The organism is Winogradskyella sp. SM1960, from assembly GCF_020179375.1.
GTDB lineage: Bacteria > Bacteroidota > Bacteroidia > Flavobacteriales > Flavobacteriaceae > Winogradskyella > Winogradskyella marina.
This window is the reverse complement of record NZ_JAICBG010000002.1, coordinates 522,726-541,098: the sequence shown is the minus strand read 5'-3', so window position 1 is coordinate 541,098 and position 18,373 is coordinate 522,726. Positions and strand designations below refer to the sequence as shown.

Genomic DNA, 18,373 nt, shown 5'->3' with positions numbered 1-18,373 from the left:
TTCAACCTAACTAAGAAAAAACAAAATATTTGAAACGCTTACATTTTATCCTAATTATCAGCTTACTTATTAGTGGGCTTTCCTTTTCGCAATCAGCAATTATTAGAGGTGTTATTTTAGATGAAGGTAATTTTCCTATTGAGGGTGTAAATATTACCACAAATACTGGTGAAGGAACCGCGACCAACACTAACGGGTTTTACGAACTTAAAATCCCTTTCGGAGTCGATGTTACTGTAACGTTTACCCATGTTTCGCATAAGCGCGTAGAACAAAAATTTAATCTTAAAAATGGGCAGGAAATAGAATACAATCCTGTAATGTTAATGGATGTTGAGCAAATTGCAACCGTCGTTATTAACACCAATACCAGACAATCCGTTGACGGAGTTACGTCCATATCTCCTCAGATGATTAGAACCATAAAAGGCGCACAACCAGGTGTTGAAAACATTTTAAAAACATTACCAGGAGTTAATATTTCTAATGAATTAAGTACACAATACTCTGTACGTGGTGGAAATTTTGATGAAAACTTAGTGTACGTCAATGAGATTGAAGTGTACAGACCATTCTTAATTCGCTCTGGAAATCAAGAAGGCTTAAGTTTTGTAAACACTGATATGGTACATAATGTGGATTTTTCAGCTGGTGGATTTCAAGCGAAGTATGGCGATAAATTATCATCTGTTTTAGATATCACATATCGAAACCCAGTTGATTTCGGAATACGAACTGATTTAAGTCTACTTGGTGGAAGTCTAACTGCCGAAACCGTTTCTAAAGATGGAAAATTTTCGGGAATTGCAGGTGTGCGTTATAGAGATAATAGCTTACTATTAAATAGTCTTGAAACTGAAGGTAATGTAGAACCTGTTTTTGCAGATGCGCAAACCTATTTAACGTATCGCTTTTCGAGTAAATTTCACTTGAATTTCTTGGGAAATATTTCATTAAACAAATACAATTTTCAACCCGAAAACAGACAAACCAACTTTGGAACTTTACAAGATCCTGTAGCGCTTTTAGTGTTTTATGATGGCCAAGAAAAAGATCAGTATCAAACCTATTTTGGTGCCTTTAAAGCTAATTATTTTGCAAGTGATGACTTAACGCTTAAACTTGTGGCTTCGGCATATCACACTACAGAACAAGAATATTTTGACATCTTAGCACAATACCGATTGGGTGAAGTAAACACTAATATTGGAGATGAAAATTTAGGTGAAGTTGAATTTAGTGAAGGTATTGGCTCGCAACTCACACATGCGCGTAACGATTTGGATGCGTTTATTGTCAATGCAGAGCACAGAGGTGATTATAAAATTGATGATGAAAGTACAATAGAATGGTCTGTAAAATACACACATGAAGACATTAGAGATCGTTTAGTGGAGTATGAAGTCATTGATTCCGCTGGGTTTTCAATTCGGCCACCACGCTTCAGTGAGCCTAACCCACAACCTTATGAACCTTTTGAAGGTCCTTTAACAGCGTTCGAAAATATAAGAGCTACAAATCGCGTGCAGATTAACCGACTTCAGGCTTTTGCACAATATAGTAAACGTACGAATTGGAATGACAGCGAAGTGTTTTATAATACTGGTGTAAGAACACATAGTTGGACCGTTGGTGGAGATGGTATTAGCAACGGCAAAACACAAACCGTAATTAGTCCACGAGCTCAGTTTGCCATAAAACCAAATTGGAATAAAGACATGCTCTTTAGGGCTGCAGCTGGATTATATTATCAACCACCTTTTTACAGAGAACTACGAGATTCATCAGGAACCGTACAGCCAAATGTAAAAGCGCAACAGTCGTTTCATGTAGTTTTAGGGAATGAATATAGTTTTAGGATTTGGGATAGACCTTTTAAGTTAGTCACCGAAGCTTATTATAAAGGCATGACGGATGTTAATCCTTACACTTTAGAGAATGTTAGAATTCGTTATAGTGCAGACAATAATGCGGAGGCTTATGCTTATGGTTTAGACTTAAGGTTAAATGGAGAATTTGTTCCAGGCACAGAATCTTGGTTTAGTTTTGGCTATTTAAAAACCGAAGAAAACATAGATGATCGTGGTTATATTGCTAGGCCAACAGATCAACGTTTAAAATTTGGTGCCTTGTTTCAGGATTATGTACCTAATATGCCAGATTTAAAAATGTATTTAAACTTAGTTTATAATACTGGAGTTCCTGGTGGTTCGCCAAGTTATGCAGACCCTTATAACTATCAACTTAGACTGCGCGATTATAGGCGTGCCGATTTAGGAATTTCGTACGAATTAGTGAATCCCGAAAAAAAATATACGTCTAAATGGAAAACATCTTTTAAAGAATTGTCTATTGGTTTTGAAATCTATAATATGTTTAACAACCAAAATTCTATCACCAACACATGGGTTAGAGATGTGTATAGCAAGCAACAATTTGCGATTCCAAATTTTCTAACACCACGTGTCTTTAATATAAGACTCTCTGCTCGTTTTTAGATTTTAGTCCTGTTTCTGAATGAAATGAGTATGCTTTTGGATGAATTCAGCAAATCGAGACCGATTTATATAATTAATTTTGACTAGCTAGATCTATTTAGATTATAGTACGCTCTTTATACTTTAGATCAAAATTTAAGAATTATGAAATTATCCCTCTATTCATTATTACTCCTTAGCTCCTACATATCTTATGCACAACTTAGTGTACAAAATGATGCCTATATTTTTGTAAAAAACCAATATGTTTTTGTTACAGACGACGTAAACATTGATGATGCCGACTCTAAAATATACCTAAGAGATGAAGCACAGCTTCTTCAAGGTGATGGAGCGACTGGAAATTCTGGTCTTGGTGAACTAAGCGTATATCAAACAGGAACTGTAAATCAATGGAGCTATAATTATTGGTGTTCACCTGTGGGGAATAATTCTGCGGCTTTTGGTAATGAAGATGCACGCGTTAATTTAATTGATGAAGCAACAGGATTAACATCTAGTGTAGATGCTCTATTTATTGGCGGTTACAATGGAAGTTCTAGCCCATTGTCTATAGCGCAACGATGGTTATGGACCTATCAAACATCAGATCAATATATCGATTGGATTTTTGTTGGATCTTCTGGAGATATTAAACCAGGTCTTGGTTTTACAATGAAAGGCAATGGCACAGCTGAAACAGGAAGCCAATTGTATGATTTTAGAGGCAAACCAAATAATGGGACGATTTCTAATGATGTTGCCAATGGCTTAAATACGTTAGTTGGTAATCCGTATCCTAGTGCTATGGATTCTGCTGCGTTTATTCATGATGCAGATAATCAAGCATCAATTAATGGCACACTACAATACTGGGAGCAAGATGGTAATGTGCCCTCGCATGTTTTACAAGATTATATTGGTGGATACGCTTTATTTACAATAGATGCTGCTGGTGGAATGATTACTAGCACTCCTGCTGTTTTCAAAACTTATGATGAACAGGATAATGTGTTTGATCTACCTCCTGGACCTGGTAGCAATGGAACAAAACAAGCGTTACGTTACATACCAATTGGGCAGGGCTTTATGGTCGAAGGTATTACCGGCACTCCTGAAACACCAGCAAAAGTATACACAAAAAACGCACACCGTGTATTTGCAAAAGAATCTGATGGTAACAGTTATTTTTTTAGAAGCAACACGAATGATTCTAATGCCAATGAAACGACTGAACCTTTAGGGATTCAATACCAAGACAATGGCCTTTCTATAATACCTGAAGACTATAAGCGTTTTAGGATTAATGTCGACTTTATTGACGATGAATCACAATATACAAGACAATTGATTCTGAATTTTCATGAGTCTGCAACAGCCGGATTTGATTATGGATTAGAATTAATCCGAACAGAAAGCTATAACTCAGACGCCTATTTTTCGTTAGACGAAAAGGTGTATTCTGCTCAGGCGTTTCCTTTTGAAGAAACTCTAGTAATCCCATTATCAATAGACATTGAGCAACAACAACCGTTACGCTTTAGAATTTTTGATATTCAGAATTTTGATGCAGCACAAGGTATTTACATTCATGATAAACACAATGATTCTTATACTAATTTAAGGACCTTAGATTATGAATTAAATATTGAACCTGGCAACTATACAGACCGTTTTGAAATTGTTTTTGCAACTGAAAGCACTTTAGGCATTGACGAATTCGATGTCACATCTTTAAATATAGTTCAAAACAATAAAGATCATCAACTTTCAGTTCAAAACCCAAATAGCTTAGATATTAAGTCTGTAGAAATTTTTGATGTGGCAGGAAAACAAATCTTAAAAGTAGATTACGATGCTGTTAAAGCACAATATAATTTATCTACCTATGGTATCAGTGATGGTGTTTATGTTGTGAATATAGTGACAGACAACAGTACAACAACAAAATCTCAAAAGATCATTGTTAAGAATTAACAAACTCCTTTAAAACTGATACTACATAATCCAACTCTTCTTTCGTATTATAAATACTGAACGAAAAACGGACAGAAGGTTGTTTTAGTTGCTCTTCGCTTAAAAATGCAGATAACACATGCGACTGTTGGCTACTTCCACTTTGACAAGCACTCCCTTTTGAGCAAGCAATACCTTTTAAATCGAGTTGAAACTGTAACATCGGAGCTTTTGCCGGTGCTATAGGCAAACAGACATTTACTAAAGTGTATGTGCTATTTTCAACAGTTTCACAACTCCCGTTAAAACTAGCCTCAGGTAAATGTGTTTTTATTTGCTGAATGAAATAGTCTTTTAAGTCCGAAACGTATTTTTTATCTTCATCAAGATTGGTATAGGCTATTTTTAAAGCTTCATCCATACCTACAATATTATGGATAGATTCCGTTCCTGCTCTATAGCCTCTCTCCTGCTCGCCTCCAAAAATTAAAGGTTTTAAACCTGACTCTTTTCGTATAAAACAAAATCCAACACCTTTTGGGCCATGGAATTTATGCGCACTTGCTGCCATAAAATCAATAGGAGTTTCCTTTAAATCTATTTTGTAATGGCCTACAGATTGCACCATATCTGAATGAAATATAGCATTATGAGTTTTACATAGTTTGGCTACATTTTCGATATCTAAAATATTACCAACTTCATTGTTAATGTGCATTAAGCTAACTAACGGTTGGTTGGCAGACTGTAATAGCTGTTCTAAGTGTGTGTAATTTACCAGACCACAATCATCTAAATCCACATAGTGTATTGTAACTTGGTACTCCTTTTGCAATTGCTCAACTGTATGTAAAACGGCATGATGTTCAATTTTAGACGTTATAATATCTGTAACTCCTAGGTCTCTAACAGCACTTCGCAAAGCTAAATTATCTGCTTCTGTTCCTCCTGATGTAAACACAATTTCTAAAGCAGAAACATTAAAATGAGCGGCTATGTTTTTTCTGCATTGTTCTAAAAGCGCCTTTGACGAACGCCCAAAACTGTGTGTAGATGACGCATTTCCGTAAGTATCTTTTAGTACTTGCGTCATACGGTCAACCACTTCTGGTCGCAAAGCTGTAGTTGCTGCGCTATCTAAATAAACCTGTTTCATGCATTTATATGTATTGCTTTTATATTGTTGTAATTATAAATCGAAAAACAAAATTATTATACTCTGAAAGAAATTTGTTTCTTGAGTGATAAAAATTTGAACTTAGACAATTTACGCTGCAAAAATATTCTAAATAAAATTATTTAGTTAATGGAGCGTTATAATTTTACAAATCCATTATTTTTGTTCAAAATTGAGTCTATGATACGTCGTATTTTTATAATCTTTTGTTTTGCTTTATTTACCACTTGTGATGATGGTGATATTATAACCGTTGATCTCAATTTTGAAGGCGTATTAGAACAATGTGAAAATTTTGAAGATTATCATCTTATCTATGATACACGTAGCGAACCTAATGAGGCACTGATTTTAATTTTTCCGAAATCGCCAACTAACGATGCCTTATTTTCGTCTCCAACAGACGTAGATTCGCCATTAGAGTTAACCATTAACGCGACAAGTGTTCGTTTTATTTATAGAACCTACAATAGAGCTTTAACAGCGAGTGATATTTGCTCAGTAGTTCCTCCTGCAGATTTAATAATACGCGAAGATTATGAAGCTACTTCTGGAAAAGTAATAATCACATCAACAATAGTCGATGATGATAATGATGGTATACCAAGTATTTTTGAATACGGTCCAGGAGGACTGGAAAATCCACAGGATTCCGATGGAGACGGCATACCTGATTACCTAGATGAGGACGATGACAATGACAATGTAAGAACACGAGATGAAATAGACAATAGTGATGGGGACGATGACCCAACGACCAATCCATTAGACACCGATGGAGATGGGATACCAGATTATTTAGATGAGGACGACGATGGAGATGATGTTTTAACACGATTAGAAGACGCCAATGGAGAGAATGGTCCTGGTGACGATCGTGCTAATAATGCTGATGGTGTTTTAGTGCCACATTACTTAAATCCTGATGAATCAATAGCTTATGATTTTGAACCTTACGATGCGTTTGAAAACCAATATACGAGAACTGTAAAAACGAATTTTACTGTAACAAATATTGATTTAGAGATCTTAAGAAGTACAACAGTTGATTTGGGAACTCGTACTACTGTTATTCCAAATTATATTGCGCCAGAATAAGGGTCTATATTTTGAAAAACACGAACCTCTGTAGCGCCTAACCCGTAAATTTTATAATCGGCATCATAAAACGTCACGTTATTATAACGAGAAAATAACGTTTCTAACTCTTGGCGTAACACTCCTTCTCCTACTCCATGAATAAATACAATTTTAGGAATACGTTTTCTAATAGCAAATTCTAGTTGACCTCTTGCAGTATCTAATTGCAGGTTTAGCATATCAAAATTAGACATACCACGTGTCGATTTTGTTAAATGATGAATGTGTAAATCCACTTCAAATTTTGGTGCGTGACGCTCTTTTGGTTTTACGGTAGGTGCTGATTTTCTTTTTTTAGATGCTTTTTCTTTTTTTACAGCTTCAAAATCGGTGTTATAAACCGCATTTTCTAAACTATTTCCAGAAGCACTTAACATCAGCTCATTAGCTACAAACTGAAAGTTAAACCCATCAGAATCTTCAACTGTGACGGTGTTTTCTGAAATATTTGTTATTACTCCAGAGATAGCATCATCAATAGTTTCAACGGTATCACCTACTTTAAATTTCATCTTCTTTTTCTGTTTTCACAAAAGACTCTTCTTCTTTATCAAATTTACTTGGAATATTTCTAGATGTTCTATAGATACCAAACACAAGTAACATAATTCCACCTATTAATATATATGTATTCTTTTCTTCTTGTGCTTGAGCGTAAAATGCGACGACACCACCTACTATTATACAGATAAAATTTACGAGTCTTGTTACATTCATAATTCAATAATTAAAACCAAGGACAAAAGTAAGGTTTAGAAAAATAGTAATAGCAATTACAATAGTTTTTAGCAAATTGTTAATTTAGCCAAATGAAATTACTCACAAAAGGACTTAATGATTATATGTTGCCATGTATGTGGAAGCAAACATTTAACATAGATTGCATGGGTTGTGGTATGCAAAGGTCTATTGCGCTAATTTTAGATGGAGATTTTGTTGCTGCTTTCTATATGTATCCAGCAATTTACTCACTTATTGCCATGTTTTCTTACCTTCTTTTGCATCTTAAATTTCAATTTAAAAATGGTCATCGCATTATTTTTGGGCTATTTTTATTAAATATTAGTATTATTGTAGTAAGTTTTATTTTTAAAACTTTTTTAACCAACTAAATCAACACAAAATGGAAAAACAACAAATCCCTAATGGAACGCTAATCCTAATAATGGGAATCTTATCAATTATTGGCTGTTGTTGTTATGGTGTTCCTGGATTAATTTTCGGAATCGTAGCAATTATTCTCGCTAGTAAAGCATCTAAAGTTTACATGGAAGATCCTGAAAGTTATTCAGGATACGGTAATGTAAAAGCAGGAAAAATAATGGGAATTATTGGTGTTGTATTAAGCATAATAATGGTTCTTGTTTATGTTTGGTTAATTACGTCTATTGGATGGGAAAACTTGCAGGAACTTCAGGGAATTCAAGATCCAGATGAAATGCAAAGAAAAATTGAAGAACTAATGCAGCAACAACAATAATATTAACCAAAACAAACTTATAAATGGATCAAAAACCACAAAGACCAAACAGCTATTTAGCTTTAGCTATCATCAGTACAATTTTATGCTGTTTACCAACAGGAATTGTAAGCATAGTATATGCTACACAAGTAAACAGTAATTTTGAAGATGGTAATTATGAAAAAGCTATGAGCGCCTCTAAAAATGCAAAAACTTGGGGCATTGTCTCTATTGTTGCTGCTGTTATTGGTTGGATAGCTTATATCCTTATTTTCGGAATAGCTATGCTAGGATCATTAAGTAGTGGTCAATATTAAAAATACTTTACTCATAATTTTTATAGTGATAGCATTTATTTTAATGCTATCACTATATTTTTTTATAGACCCTTCTGCAACAGCATTCTTTCCTAAATGTCCCTTTTTAAGCTTAACGGGAATTTATTGTCCAGGTTGCGGGAGCCAAAGAGCAATACATCATATTTTACAAGGACAAATAATAACAGGAATAAGACACAACTATATGTTTCTGTTAGTTACCGTTGTTCTTAGCTATCAAGCTGTCATTTTTGTCATAAATAAATTTGGGACAAAAACTTATAATAACCTGTTGCATAAATCAAAAATGACCAATACTATATTAGTATTAGTCATTTTATTCTGGATATTGAGAAATATACCTTATTTTCCTTTTACGGAATTGGCACCTTAATTTTCAAATTCCTTCAGTGTCGTTGTAATAATAGAAATACAATCTAATAATTGTTCCTTGTTCATTACTAAAGGAGGTGCAAACCTAATAATGTTACCATGCGTTGGCTTAGCTAATAATCCGTTGTCTCTTAGTTTTAGACATATATTCCAAGCTGTATCGCTATCTTCGGCATCGTTTATTAAAATAGCATTTAACAAACCTTTTCCGCGTACGGCATTTACTATAGAACTCGTTTCAATAAATTTAGATAATTCTGCTCTAAATAATTGTCCTAATTCTTCTGCATTATTTGCTAAATCTTCTTTCTTAACGACTTCTAAAGCCGCAATTGCTACAGCAGCAGCAACAGGGTTTCCGCCAAACGTGCTTCCGTGGTTTCCTGGACGAATAACATTCATAATAGGATCATTTGCTAAAACAGCTGATACTGGATACGCTCCACCTGATAACGCTTTACCCAATATTAAAATATCTGGCTTTACGTTTTCATGATCTACAGCTAAAAGTTTCCCTGTTCTTGCAATTCCTGTTTGAACTTCGTCTGCAATAAATAATACGTTGTGTTTTTCACATAAGGCTTTTGCTTTTGCTAAATAACCTTCTGTTGGCACATATACTCCTGCTTCACCTTGAATTGGTTCTACTAAAAATCCGGCGACGTTTTTATTGTTTACAATCGCTTGCTCTAGCGCTTCTAAATTATCATAGTCTATCTTAATAAAGCCTTTGGTATACGGTCCAAAGTTTTTACGCGCTACAGGATCGTTACTAAATGAAATGATGGTTGTTGTTCTACCATGAAAATTGTTTTCACAAACAATTATTTCGGCTTCATTTTCATCAATACCTTTTACTTCGTATGCCCATTTTCTACAGATTTTCAAAGCTGTTTCTACAGCTTCTGCTCCTGTATTCATTGGTAAAAGCTTATCGAACTTAAAAGTTTCTGACGCATATTTTTCAAACTTCCCTAACATATCATTATAGAAAGCTCTTGACGTTAAAGTCAATGTTTGTGCTTGTGAGGTCATTGCGCCAACAATTTCCGGATGACAATGCCCTTGATTTACAGCAGAATATGCAGATAGAAAATCGTAATATTGTTTCCCTTCTACATCCCAAACGTGAACACCTTCTCCTCTACTTAATACTACTGGTAGTGGATGGTAATTGTGTGCACCATATTTGTTTTCTAATTCTATCGCTTGTTGCGATGTTAATTGGTCTATAACAGCCATTTTAAAACTAATTTAATAAATGAATAAAATATCCATTCCTTATCTACCTTTATCCTTTCAAAATCTCAATAGTGATTGAGACGAAAATTCAGCGTGGGAAAGAAATCATCCCTGAAGAGTTGCAATTTACGAATAATATACAGGAATTAAAATATAATTAATCTATATCATTTTACCGTTAAACCTTTCAAACACTATTAATCGACGTTTAAAATTATCGTCTTCTTTTAGTTAAACAAAGTTCCTTCCTTTTTATATCATACCTCTATAGCCTTTAAACGGTTTGGGTTTAAAGTGTGATATAGAATTATGTTTGCTTCAGGCCAATACTACGACTTGTACACCTATTTTAAACGCTCTATGTCTAAAATCGAAGAATTACAAAAAATGGTCATTTTACATCAAAACAACTGTTTTTTAGCTCAAAAACCTTCAAAAATGAGCAAAATCACACCAAAAATGTGACTTTTTTAGAATTTCTGTGTCGTAAACATATAACTAAACAATTAATTAACTATGGATTATATTACAAACGTATTTAACGATTTAACAGCATCATTTGGAGAAAGTCTTTCCGGAATTATTGCTGCATTATTAATTTTATTAATAGGCTGGTTTATTGCTGGTATTATTAAAAAAATTACGACGAAACTCATTAAGAAAACAGGTGTAGATAACAAACTAAAAAATGGAGCAATTACAATTTCCTCTTTTACAGGAAAGATTCTTTACTTCTTAATCATGATTTTTGTTTTCACCTTAGCCCTTGGTCAATTAGGACTAAGCGACGCATTAGGACCAATTGAAAACCTACTCAATGGTTTTACAGGTTATATTCCTAATATTATAGGAGCAGGTTTGGTCGTTTATATTGGCTATATGTTAGCAACCATAATTTCTGAACTCGTAGAGTTGTCTGGAGATACTATTCAAAAAATAGTCCCTAAACTTAAGCTACCTGAAAACATCAACATTGTAGGCCTTTTGAAAAAAGTGGTGTTCATCTTCATTTTTATTCCATTATTAATCTCTGCGTTTCATATTTTAGATATGAAAGCGATATCTGAACCTGCAACCGAAATGCTTTCCCAGTTCTTTGAGGCCATACCACAAATCTTAGTAGCCGCATTGGTTTTAATAATCTTTATAATAATTGGTCGATTTGTGGCTAACTTATTAAAAGAACTACTAATGAATCTGAATATTGACAATTTGGTTTCTAAAATGAGTTTATCAGATTATATCGGCACAAAAAATATAGCAAATGTAATTTCAAAAATTGCTTATGCACTTATAGTCGTGTTTGGTTTGTTAACCGCATTTGAAAAACTAGAGTTTACCCAACTTACTGAAATTACAGACACGGTGTTAGATTATGCTGGTCGTATTTTATTTGGCATTGCAATTATCGGAATCGGTCTTATGGTATCTAATTTATTCTCAAAAGCTTTAAATAGTAAAAACAATCCTTTTGTAGTCTCTATTGTAAAGGTTAGCATCATTGCTATTTTTCTTGCCATTGGTTTACGTGCTATGGGAATTGCAGATGAAATTGTAAACCTAGCTTTCGGAATTACGCTCGGAACCGTTGCTTTAACAGTGGTACTTTCTTTTGGTTTAGGAGGTCGTGAAGCCGCTGGAAAACAAATGAGTAAAATTCTAGAAAAATTTAACAAAAACTAAATTCACTGACTGCTTATTTTATAAAAACTGCTCAAAATTTGAGCAGTTTTTTTATGTCTTAAAATGTCTACATTCATTCCTAATCTCATCAGGTTCTCATGTCATAAAATACAACTATCTTTGCACTCAAATTTTTATAAAAATGCCAAGAAGAGAACGGAACAAATTTGTAAAACGCGGACAAATCATAGACATCTTAATAGAAGATTACGCTTTTGGTGGCAAAGGCATTGGTCGTATTAGAAATGAACATGGAGAATTCGTAGTGTTTGTTCCTAATACGTTGCCAGGTCAGCTGGTAAAAACTCAGATTAAAAAGAGTAGTAAAAAATATGCTGAAGGTAAACTTTTTGAGGTTTTAAAAGCATCGGAAGATGAAGTTGACATGCCTTACCAAAGTATTCCTGGCGCTCCATATATTAATTTACCGATTGAAAAACAGCACCACTATAAAAAGCAAAGTACACTAGAGCTATTTAAGCGTATTGGTAAAGTCGCAGATATTGAAGATAGATTTGATGAGTTTGTGACCTCCCCAAACACCTTTCATTATAGAAATAAAATGGAATATGGTTTTTCTGCGATAGGTTATAATCACGATTTAAAAACTGATGTTGATGAGTTTACGCTTGGTTTTAAAAAACGTGGTACTTGGTGGTGTGGAGATGATCTTAAAAAAGATTCTGGTTTATTTGATGCCGAATTTGAAAACCACTTAAAGGATATCAAAGCCTATTGTGTAGAAACTGGATTGGCACCTTGGCATGCGCCAAAACGTGAAGGCTTTTTTAGGTATTTTGTAGTTAGAAAATCGTTTAAAACCAACAAGCTCTTATTTAACCTGGTAACGACATCTTATGATTTACCTAAGTTTGATTTAGATAAATTTGCTAATCATTTAGTTGAATTATTTGGAGACAGAGTTGCTGGTTTATTACATACTATTAATGACGAAACAGGAGATAGAACTATTGCCACCACAGGAAGCATTTCTTTAATATATGGCGACGATAAAATTGTTGAAGAATTATTAGGCCTAAATTTTGAAATCAGTATGAAAAGCTTTTTTCAAACCAACCCCAAATGTGCTGAAAAACTATATTCTAAAGTTGTTGATTATGCTTTAGAAAATAAAGACGCTATTGACAATACAGTGGTCTTAGATTTATTTTGTGGTACCGGAACTATAGGTCAAATTATAGCTAACAAAGCAGAAAACACCAAAATAGTGGGTGTCGATATTGTCGCAGCAGCTATTAAGGATGCTAAAGAAAATGCCAAACGCAATAATATTGAAGGCTTAAAATTCTATGCAGCAGATGTTGGTAAGTTTTTAACAGAACATCCGGAATACACCAATAAAATAAGAACCATTATTTTAGATCCTGCAAGAGCTGGTATTGCGCCAAAAACTCTTAAAAAAATAATAAACCTAAATGCAGAACGTTTGGTTTATGTATCTTGTAATCCGGCAACACAAGCCAGAGATACTGAGCAATTAATGGAAGCTGGTTACACCATAAAAAAAATGAGTTTAGTCGATCAATTTCCGCATACGGCACATATTGAAACGGTTGTGCTTTTTGAAAGAGAGATGTGCGCTTAGAAATTACAAACGTAACCTACTTTGCTTTGCTCTTTGTACTTTTAACTGAAATAATATAATTTGAAACGACTCTTAATTTTTTTAAGCTTTATCACGTTAGCGATCACTAACTATAACTGCGAACGCGACGATATCTGTGCAGCAACAACGCAAACCACACCAAGATTAATTATAGAGTTTTATGATGCTTCTGATCCTGAAGAGTTATTAAACGTTCCTAGAATTACAGTTTATGGCGATGGCTTATTGGAAGAAGATGACGATGGAAATCCTATTGAACCTATTGTTGCCTCTGATGTTACTTTAAATTTTAATGAAAATATAAATATCATAGAATTGCCGCTTGTTGTAGGTGCCGAAAACGAACTGATAACAACACGTTTTATATTAGAAAGAGACACGAATTTAAGACTTGATGACGATCCACTTACAGCGTCTAATATAGATATTATAGAAGTTTCTTATGAAACAGAGTTCGTATATGTGTCTCGAGCTTGTGGTTATAAAAGTATTTTTAAAAATGTAATCGTGAGACGAATAACTGATAGCGATCAATGGATTACCAATATACAAAACGAAGACCCATTAGAACCAACCGTAGAAAATGAAAACACAACACATGTACGTATCTACCATTAGAAGCGTAATCTTAATGCTGTTGGTATCTACAATGGCTTTTGCGCAAGAAGAAGAGAAAAAAACAATCAACGATACTTTAGTTTTTAAACAAAAGTATGGACTTAGAGTTGGTACCGATTTAAGTAAACTAGCACGAACATTTTTTTCGGATAATTATACTGGCTTTGAACTTGTTGGAGATTACCGCCTTACCAATCGTATTTATATCGCTGGAGAACTTGGAAATGAAGAACGAACGCTTGAGTACGAAGTCTTAAATAACACCACAAAAGGAAGTTATTTTAAAGCTGGTGTTGATATGAATTTCTATGAAAACTGGCTCGATATGGAAAATATGATTTATGGAGGTTTCCGGATTGGTGCAAGTACATTTAGTCAAACCTTAAACAACTACACTGTTTACGATATTAATCACCAATATTGGGGTGGACGCCATTCTGTTGAAGAAGGTGAAGAATTTAGTGGTTTAACAGCACTTTGGGCAGAATTGCAAGTTGGAATGAAAGCTGAAATTTTCAATAATTTCTTTGCAGGATTCAACCTTCAACTCAAAATATTGATTTCTGAAAAAGAAATCGATAATTACGAGAACCTTTATATTCCTGGTTACAACAGAACTTACGACAGTAGCGGGTTTGGTGGTGGTTTTGGATTTAACGTATCTTATTTAGTGCCAATATTTAAGAAAGACAAAATTGTAATTCAAGAGAAAGAAGTTGAAGAATAAATAGTTTATTTCATCTTGACTCTAATAAAATAAATCCCTATCTTTTCTATAGCAAACGTGGTCTAATGGATAAAGAAGATATTGCAGGTTTAATTGATGCTAAACACTTAGCGTTAATTACTTGGTTAGAAAACCAGCCCGATGAATCTTGGACCTTGGGACCTGAAGGGAAATGGACTACAGGTCAGCAAACACTTCATTTAATACAAAGCATAATTCCACTGAACAATGCTTTAAGTATGCCTAAGTTTTTATTGCGTCTTAAATATGGTAAAGCCAATAGACCTGTTAGAGCTTACGACGTTATTGTAAAACGCTATAAAGAACGATTATTAGAAGCTAAAGGCAAAACGTTTAAAGGCTCTAAACACATGAAAGTTCCTAAACTAGCAGATAAACCTTATCTTTTAAACCGACTGCAAACCGAAGCAAAAAAACTTCAATACAAAACCAGACATATTAGTGATAAGAATTTAGACACCGTAATTTTACCACATCCTTTAATGGGCAAAATGCCAGTAAGAGAAATTATCATGTGGACGGCATATCATGTTGAGCATCATACTGAGATATTGAAGAGTAACTATTAATATAGTTTGTCATTTCGACAGAGCGAAACATGAGTGAACATGACTCCTTTTTGGTTCAGTATAGCCAAATCACAATTGAAACTAAAAAGTATTTTTTTAGAATAATTATTGATTTGTCATTTCGACAGAGCGACGTATGAGCGACGAGAAATCGCATAACAGAAATAATCAGCCTAATACCAAAATAATGTGATGTCTCACATGCGTTCGACATGACAAAAAAATTATTTCAAATACTCCAAAACATTAGCCTCTATTCTACCCTGAATATCACTAACATCACCTTTTACAAACGTATCTCCTGTAATATTCTCGTACAATTCAATATAACGCTCGCTTACAGAGGCAATATATTCATCATTCATAAAAGGCACGGTTTGCCCTTCTAAGCCTTGAAAATCATTAGCAATTAACCATTGTCTTACAAATTCTTTAGACAATTGTTTTTGTGCTTCACCTCTATCCTGACGTTCTTGATAACCATCGGCATAAAAATAACGTGACGAATCTGGTGTGTGGATTTCGTCTATCAATACAATTTTTCCGTCTTTGGTTTTCCCGAATTCGTATTTGGTATCCACTAAAATCAGTCCACGTTTCGCTGCTATTTCTGTTCCACGCTGAAATAATTTTCTTGTGTAATCTTCAAGCACCAGATAATCTTCCTCTGAAACAATTCCTTTCTTCAAAATATCTTCTCTAGATATATCCTCATCATGGTCTCCCATTTCTGCCTTTGTTGCAGGTGTAATAATTGGCTCTGGAAACTTGTCATTCTCTTTCATACCTTCTGGCATTTCAACTCCACAAAGCATTCGTTTTCCGGCTTTATATTCTCTAGCGGCATGGCCAGACATATAACCACGTATCACCATTTCTACTTTAAACGGCTCACATAAATGACCAATAGCAACATTTGGATCTGGAGTCGCAACCAACCAATTTGGAACCAAATCTTCAGTTTCCTTCATCATCTTGGTCGCAATCTGGTTTAAAATCTGCCCTTTGTACGGAATCCCTTTTGGCATCACCACATCAAACGCACTTAAACGATCTGTGGCAACCATAACCAATTGCTCATCGTTAATATTATAAACTGCTCTTACTTTTCCTTTATAAAAACTCTTTTGGTTTGGAAAATTGAAATTCGTTTCTGTTATGGTATTCATGCCATCATCATTTATTATGAACTACAAATGTAATTTCTTTACTTGGGTCAGACAATAAACTCAATAAAAAAGGAGAAATAAAATTTCTCCTCTTTAATTTAACTTTTTATAATTCTAATTACTTAAATCTAATATTATAAGTAGCTCCAATACCTACCGCCTGAATATCTACATCATTCTCAGCAAAGGTATTCTGGTAATAGGCGTAAATATTCCAATCGCGATTATGGTAACCTATTTGCGGATTAATATAAAGCCCTCCTTCATTGTCATCTACTCCTGTTAAAAATCCGTAACCTAAATCAGAACCAAAGAATAAGCCATCTGGTGTAAAATAATATCGAATAAATCCTGCAAGTAGTACAATGCCGAAATCATCGTAATTATCTTTTCCAAAGTAATTGTTATAACCTGTAGCGACACCAATTCCTAAGTTCGGATTGAACAAATACTGTCCTCTTAAATCCAAGCCAAGTGCGAAAGACGACACATCACCTGCATCACTCACTGGCACTCCTGCAGTTATACCTGCTTTAAGCCACGAATTGTCTACAGTAAGGTCTATATCCTCTTCTTGCCCAAATAGTGGGTTTAATCCTAATACTATTCCGATAATTAAAAATGTCTTTTTCATGTTGTTTAAATTTTAGTTATATCGCAAATTTAAACAGATAGTCATGTAAAAGATTTATACTATTTTGCGTTAATCTTATATAATCAATAGGCCAAACAACCTAACGAATTAATTAGCAAACATTTAAGCATTACTCCCTATTTTCAATACTTTTATAGGCAGCAATCACTTTCTTAACGAGCTTATGACGAATCACATCTTTATCATCTAAATAAATCATACCGATGCCATCTACATTTTTCAACACTAAAAGGGCTTCTTTTAATCCAGAAATAGTTCGACGTGGCAAATCTACTTGACCAGGATCTCCTGTTAGTAAGAACTTCGCGTTTTTCCCCATTCTGGTTAAAAACATTTTCATTTGCGCATGTGTTGTATTTTGTCCCTCATCTAAAATCACAAAGGCATTATCTAACGTTCTCCCACGCATAAATGCTAATGGAGCAATTTGAATCACCCCTTTTTCAACATAGCTTTCTAATTTTTCAGCAGGAATCATATCGCGCAACGCATCATACAAGGGTTGCATGTATGGATCTAATTTTTCCTTTAAATCACCTGGTAGAAACCCTAAATTTTCACCAGCTTCAACAGCAGGTCTTGTTAAAATAATACGCTTAACTTCCTTGTTTTTTAACGCTCTTACTGCCAAAGCAACACCTGTATACGTTTTACCTGTACCTGCTGGACCAATAGCAAAAACCATATCATTTTTGCGCATGCTTTCAACTAACTTACGTTGGTTTGCCGTTTGTGCTTTAATGAGTTTTCCACCAACACCATGAACAATAACTTCATCACTTTTAGCAGAGGTTGTGTAATCGTCGCTACTCTGACTGGTTAACACACGTTCAATAACATTTTCGTCTAACTTGTTATACTTACCAAAATGTTTCATTAACATGGTCATTCTGCGGTCAAACTCTTCGAGTAAGTCTTCATCACCATAGGCCTTTAATTTATTGCCTCTAGCAACAATTTTTAATTTAGGAAAGTACTTTTTTAAAAGTACAATGTTTGCATTTTGTGCTCCAAAGAATTCCTTAGGCGATATTTCTTCGAGTTCTAGTATGAGTTCATTCAAAAGCGAGGTGTATTTAGTGTGTTAATCTGTTTTCTTTTCTTAATTTTGTAATTCTTGTGTACACACACAAAGCTAAT

At 34.2% G+C, this 18,373-nt stretch carries 19 protein-coding genes; 12 read left to right on the top strand and 7 right to left on the bottom strand.

The window, feature by feature from the left end:
* Positions 1-29: 29 nt before the first annotated feature.
* Both K1X16_RS08280 and K1X16_RS08275 read left to right on the top strand, forming a co-directional pair.
* The gene (locus K1X16_RS08280; RefSeq protein ID WP_225035744.1) at positions 30-2,498 is read left to right on the top strand and encodes a carboxypeptidase-like regulatory domain-containing protein; all 2,469 of its coding nucleotides are present in this window, start codon (positions 30-32) and stop codon (positions 2,496-2,498) included.
* 144 nt (positions 2,499-2,642) lie between these two features.
* Positions 2,643-4,454, top strand: coding sequence for a T9SS type A sorting domain-containing protein (locus tag K1X16_RS08275; RefSeq protein ID WP_225035743.1), 1,812 nt, complete (start codon positions 2,643-2,645; stop codon positions 4,452-4,454).
* Here K1X16_RS08275 and K1X16_RS08270 read toward each other — a convergent pair.
* A complete protein-coding gene (locus tag K1X16_RS08270) occupies positions 4,444-5,589 on the bottom strand; it encodes a cysteine desulfurase family protein (RefSeq protein ID WP_225035742.1) in 1,146 nt (381 codons plus the stop codon). The genes K1X16_RS08275 and K1X16_RS08270 overlap by 11 nt on opposite strands.
* 150 nt (positions 5,590-5,739) lie before the next feature.
* On the opposite strand from K1X16_RS08270, the gene K1X16_RS08265 reads away from it, so the two are divergent.
* The gene (locus K1X16_RS08265) at positions 5,740-6,708 is read left to right on the top strand and encodes a hypothetical protein (protein WP_225035741.1); all 969 of its coding nucleotides are present in this window, start codon (positions 5,740-5,742) and stop codon (positions 6,706-6,708) included.
* Here K1X16_RS08265 and K1X16_RS08260 read toward each other — a convergent pair.
* Complete coding sequence (locus tag K1X16_RS08260) at positions 6,690-7,262, bottom strand: Smr/MutS family protein (RefSeq protein ID WP_225035740.1); 573 nt, start codon at positions 7,260-7,262, stop codon at positions 6,690-6,692. The two genes, K1X16_RS08265 and K1X16_RS08260, sit on opposite strands and share 19 nt — an antisense overlap.
* Complete coding sequence (locus K1X16_RS08255) at positions 7,252-7,467, bottom strand: hypothetical protein (protein ID WP_195871798.1); 216 nt, start codon at positions 7,465-7,467, stop codon at positions 7,252-7,254. The genes K1X16_RS08260 and K1X16_RS08255 overlap by 11 nt, the downstream gene beginning before the upstream one ends.
* Positions 7,468-7,559: 92 nt before the next feature.
* Between K1X16_RS08255 and K1X16_RS08250 the strand changes: the two genes are divergently transcribed.
* The 4 genes from K1X16_RS08250 to K1X16_RS08235 are packed head-to-tail and all read left to right on the top strand — an operon-like array spanning position 7,560 to position 8,923.
* Complete coding sequence (locus K1X16_RS08250; protein WP_195871797.1) at positions 7,560-7,862, top strand: DUF2752 domain-containing protein; 303 nt, start codon at positions 7,560-7,562, stop codon at positions 7,860-7,862.
* Between the two features lie 11 nt (positions 7,863-7,873).
* Complete coding sequence (locus tag K1X16_RS08245; RefSeq protein WP_195871796.1) at positions 7,874-8,230, top strand: CCC motif membrane protein; 357 nt, start codon at positions 7,874-7,876, stop codon at positions 8,228-8,230.
* A 23-nt stretch (positions 8,231-8,253) separates the two neighbouring features.
* Entirely contained in the window at positions 8,254-8,529 is a 276-nt protein-coding gene (locus K1X16_RS08240) for a CD225/dispanin family protein (protein ID WP_225035739.1), read from the top strand.
* Positions 8,530-8,572: 43 nt separating this feature from the next.
* On the top strand, positions 8,573-8,923 hold the full coding sequence (locus K1X16_RS08235) for a DUF2752 domain-containing protein (protein ID WP_225035738.1): 351 nt from the start codon (positions 8,573-8,575) through the stop codon (positions 8,921-8,923).
* Here the strand turns inward: K1X16_RS08235 and rocD are convergent.
* On the bottom strand, positions 8,920-10,164 hold the full coding sequence (gene rocD / locus K1X16_RS08230) for an ornithine--oxo-acid transaminase (RefSeq protein WP_225035737.1): 1,245 nt from the start codon (positions 10,162-10,164) through the stop codon (positions 8,920-8,922). The two genes, K1X16_RS08235 and rocD, sit on opposite strands and share 4 nt — an antisense overlap.
* 516 nt (positions 10,165-10,680) lie before the next feature.
* On the opposite strand from rocD, the gene K1X16_RS08225 reads away from it, so the two are divergent.
* From K1X16_RS08225 to K1X16_RS08205, 5 genes are all read left to right on the top strand, one after another.
* A complete protein-coding gene (locus K1X16_RS08225) occupies positions 10,681-11,847 on the top strand; it encodes a mechanosensitive ion channel (protein ID WP_225035736.1) in 1,167 nt (388 codons plus the stop codon).
* Between the two features lie 142 nt (positions 11,848-11,989).
* Positions 11,990-13,453, top strand: a complete 1,464-nt coding sequence (rlmD, locus tag K1X16_RS08220; protein WP_195871791.1) for a 23S rRNA (uracil(1939)-C(5))-methyltransferase RlmD — start codon at positions 11,990-11,992, stop codon at positions 13,451-13,453.
* A gap of 60 nt (positions 13,454-13,513) precedes the next feature.
* A complete protein-coding gene (locus tag K1X16_RS08215) occupies positions 13,514-14,092 on the top strand; it encodes a DUF6452 family protein (RefSeq protein ID WP_195871790.1) in 579 nt (192 codons plus the stop codon).
* Positions 14,058-14,819 carry a DUF6048 family protein gene (locus tag K1X16_RS08210; RefSeq protein ID WP_225035735.1) on the top strand — a complete coding sequence of 254 codons (762 nt, stop codon included), beginning with the start codon at positions 14,058-14,060 and terminating at the stop codon, positions 14,817-14,819. The genes K1X16_RS08215 and K1X16_RS08210 overlap by 35 nt, the downstream gene beginning before the upstream one ends.
* Positions 14,820-14,884: 65 nt before the next feature.
* Positions 14,885-15,409, top strand: coding sequence for a DinB family protein (locus tag K1X16_RS08205; protein WP_225035734.1), 525 nt, complete (start codon positions 14,885-14,887; stop codon positions 15,407-15,409).
* Positions 15,410-15,633: 224 nt separating this feature from the next.
* Here K1X16_RS08205 and K1X16_RS08200 read toward each other — a convergent pair whose 3' ends face one another.
* From K1X16_RS08200 to K1X16_RS08190, 3 genes are all read right to left on the bottom strand, one after another.
* The gene (locus K1X16_RS08200) at positions 15,634-16,578 is read right to left on the bottom strand and encodes a phosphoribosylaminoimidazolesuccinocarboxamide synthase (RefSeq protein WP_225035733.1); all 945 of its coding nucleotides are present in this window, start codon (positions 16,576-16,578) and stop codon (positions 15,634-15,636) included.
* A 118-nt stretch (positions 16,579-16,696) separates the two neighbouring features.
* Entirely contained in the window at positions 16,697-17,212 is a 516-nt protein-coding gene (locus tag K1X16_RS08195) for a hypothetical protein (protein ID WP_225035732.1), read from the bottom strand.
* Between the two features lie 130 nt (positions 17,213-17,342).
* Positions 17,343-18,296, bottom strand: a complete 954-nt coding sequence (locus tag K1X16_RS08190; RefSeq protein ID WP_195871786.1) for a PhoH family protein — start codon at positions 18,294-18,296, stop codon at positions 17,343-17,345.
* Positions 18,297-18,373: the final 77 nt, after the last annotated feature.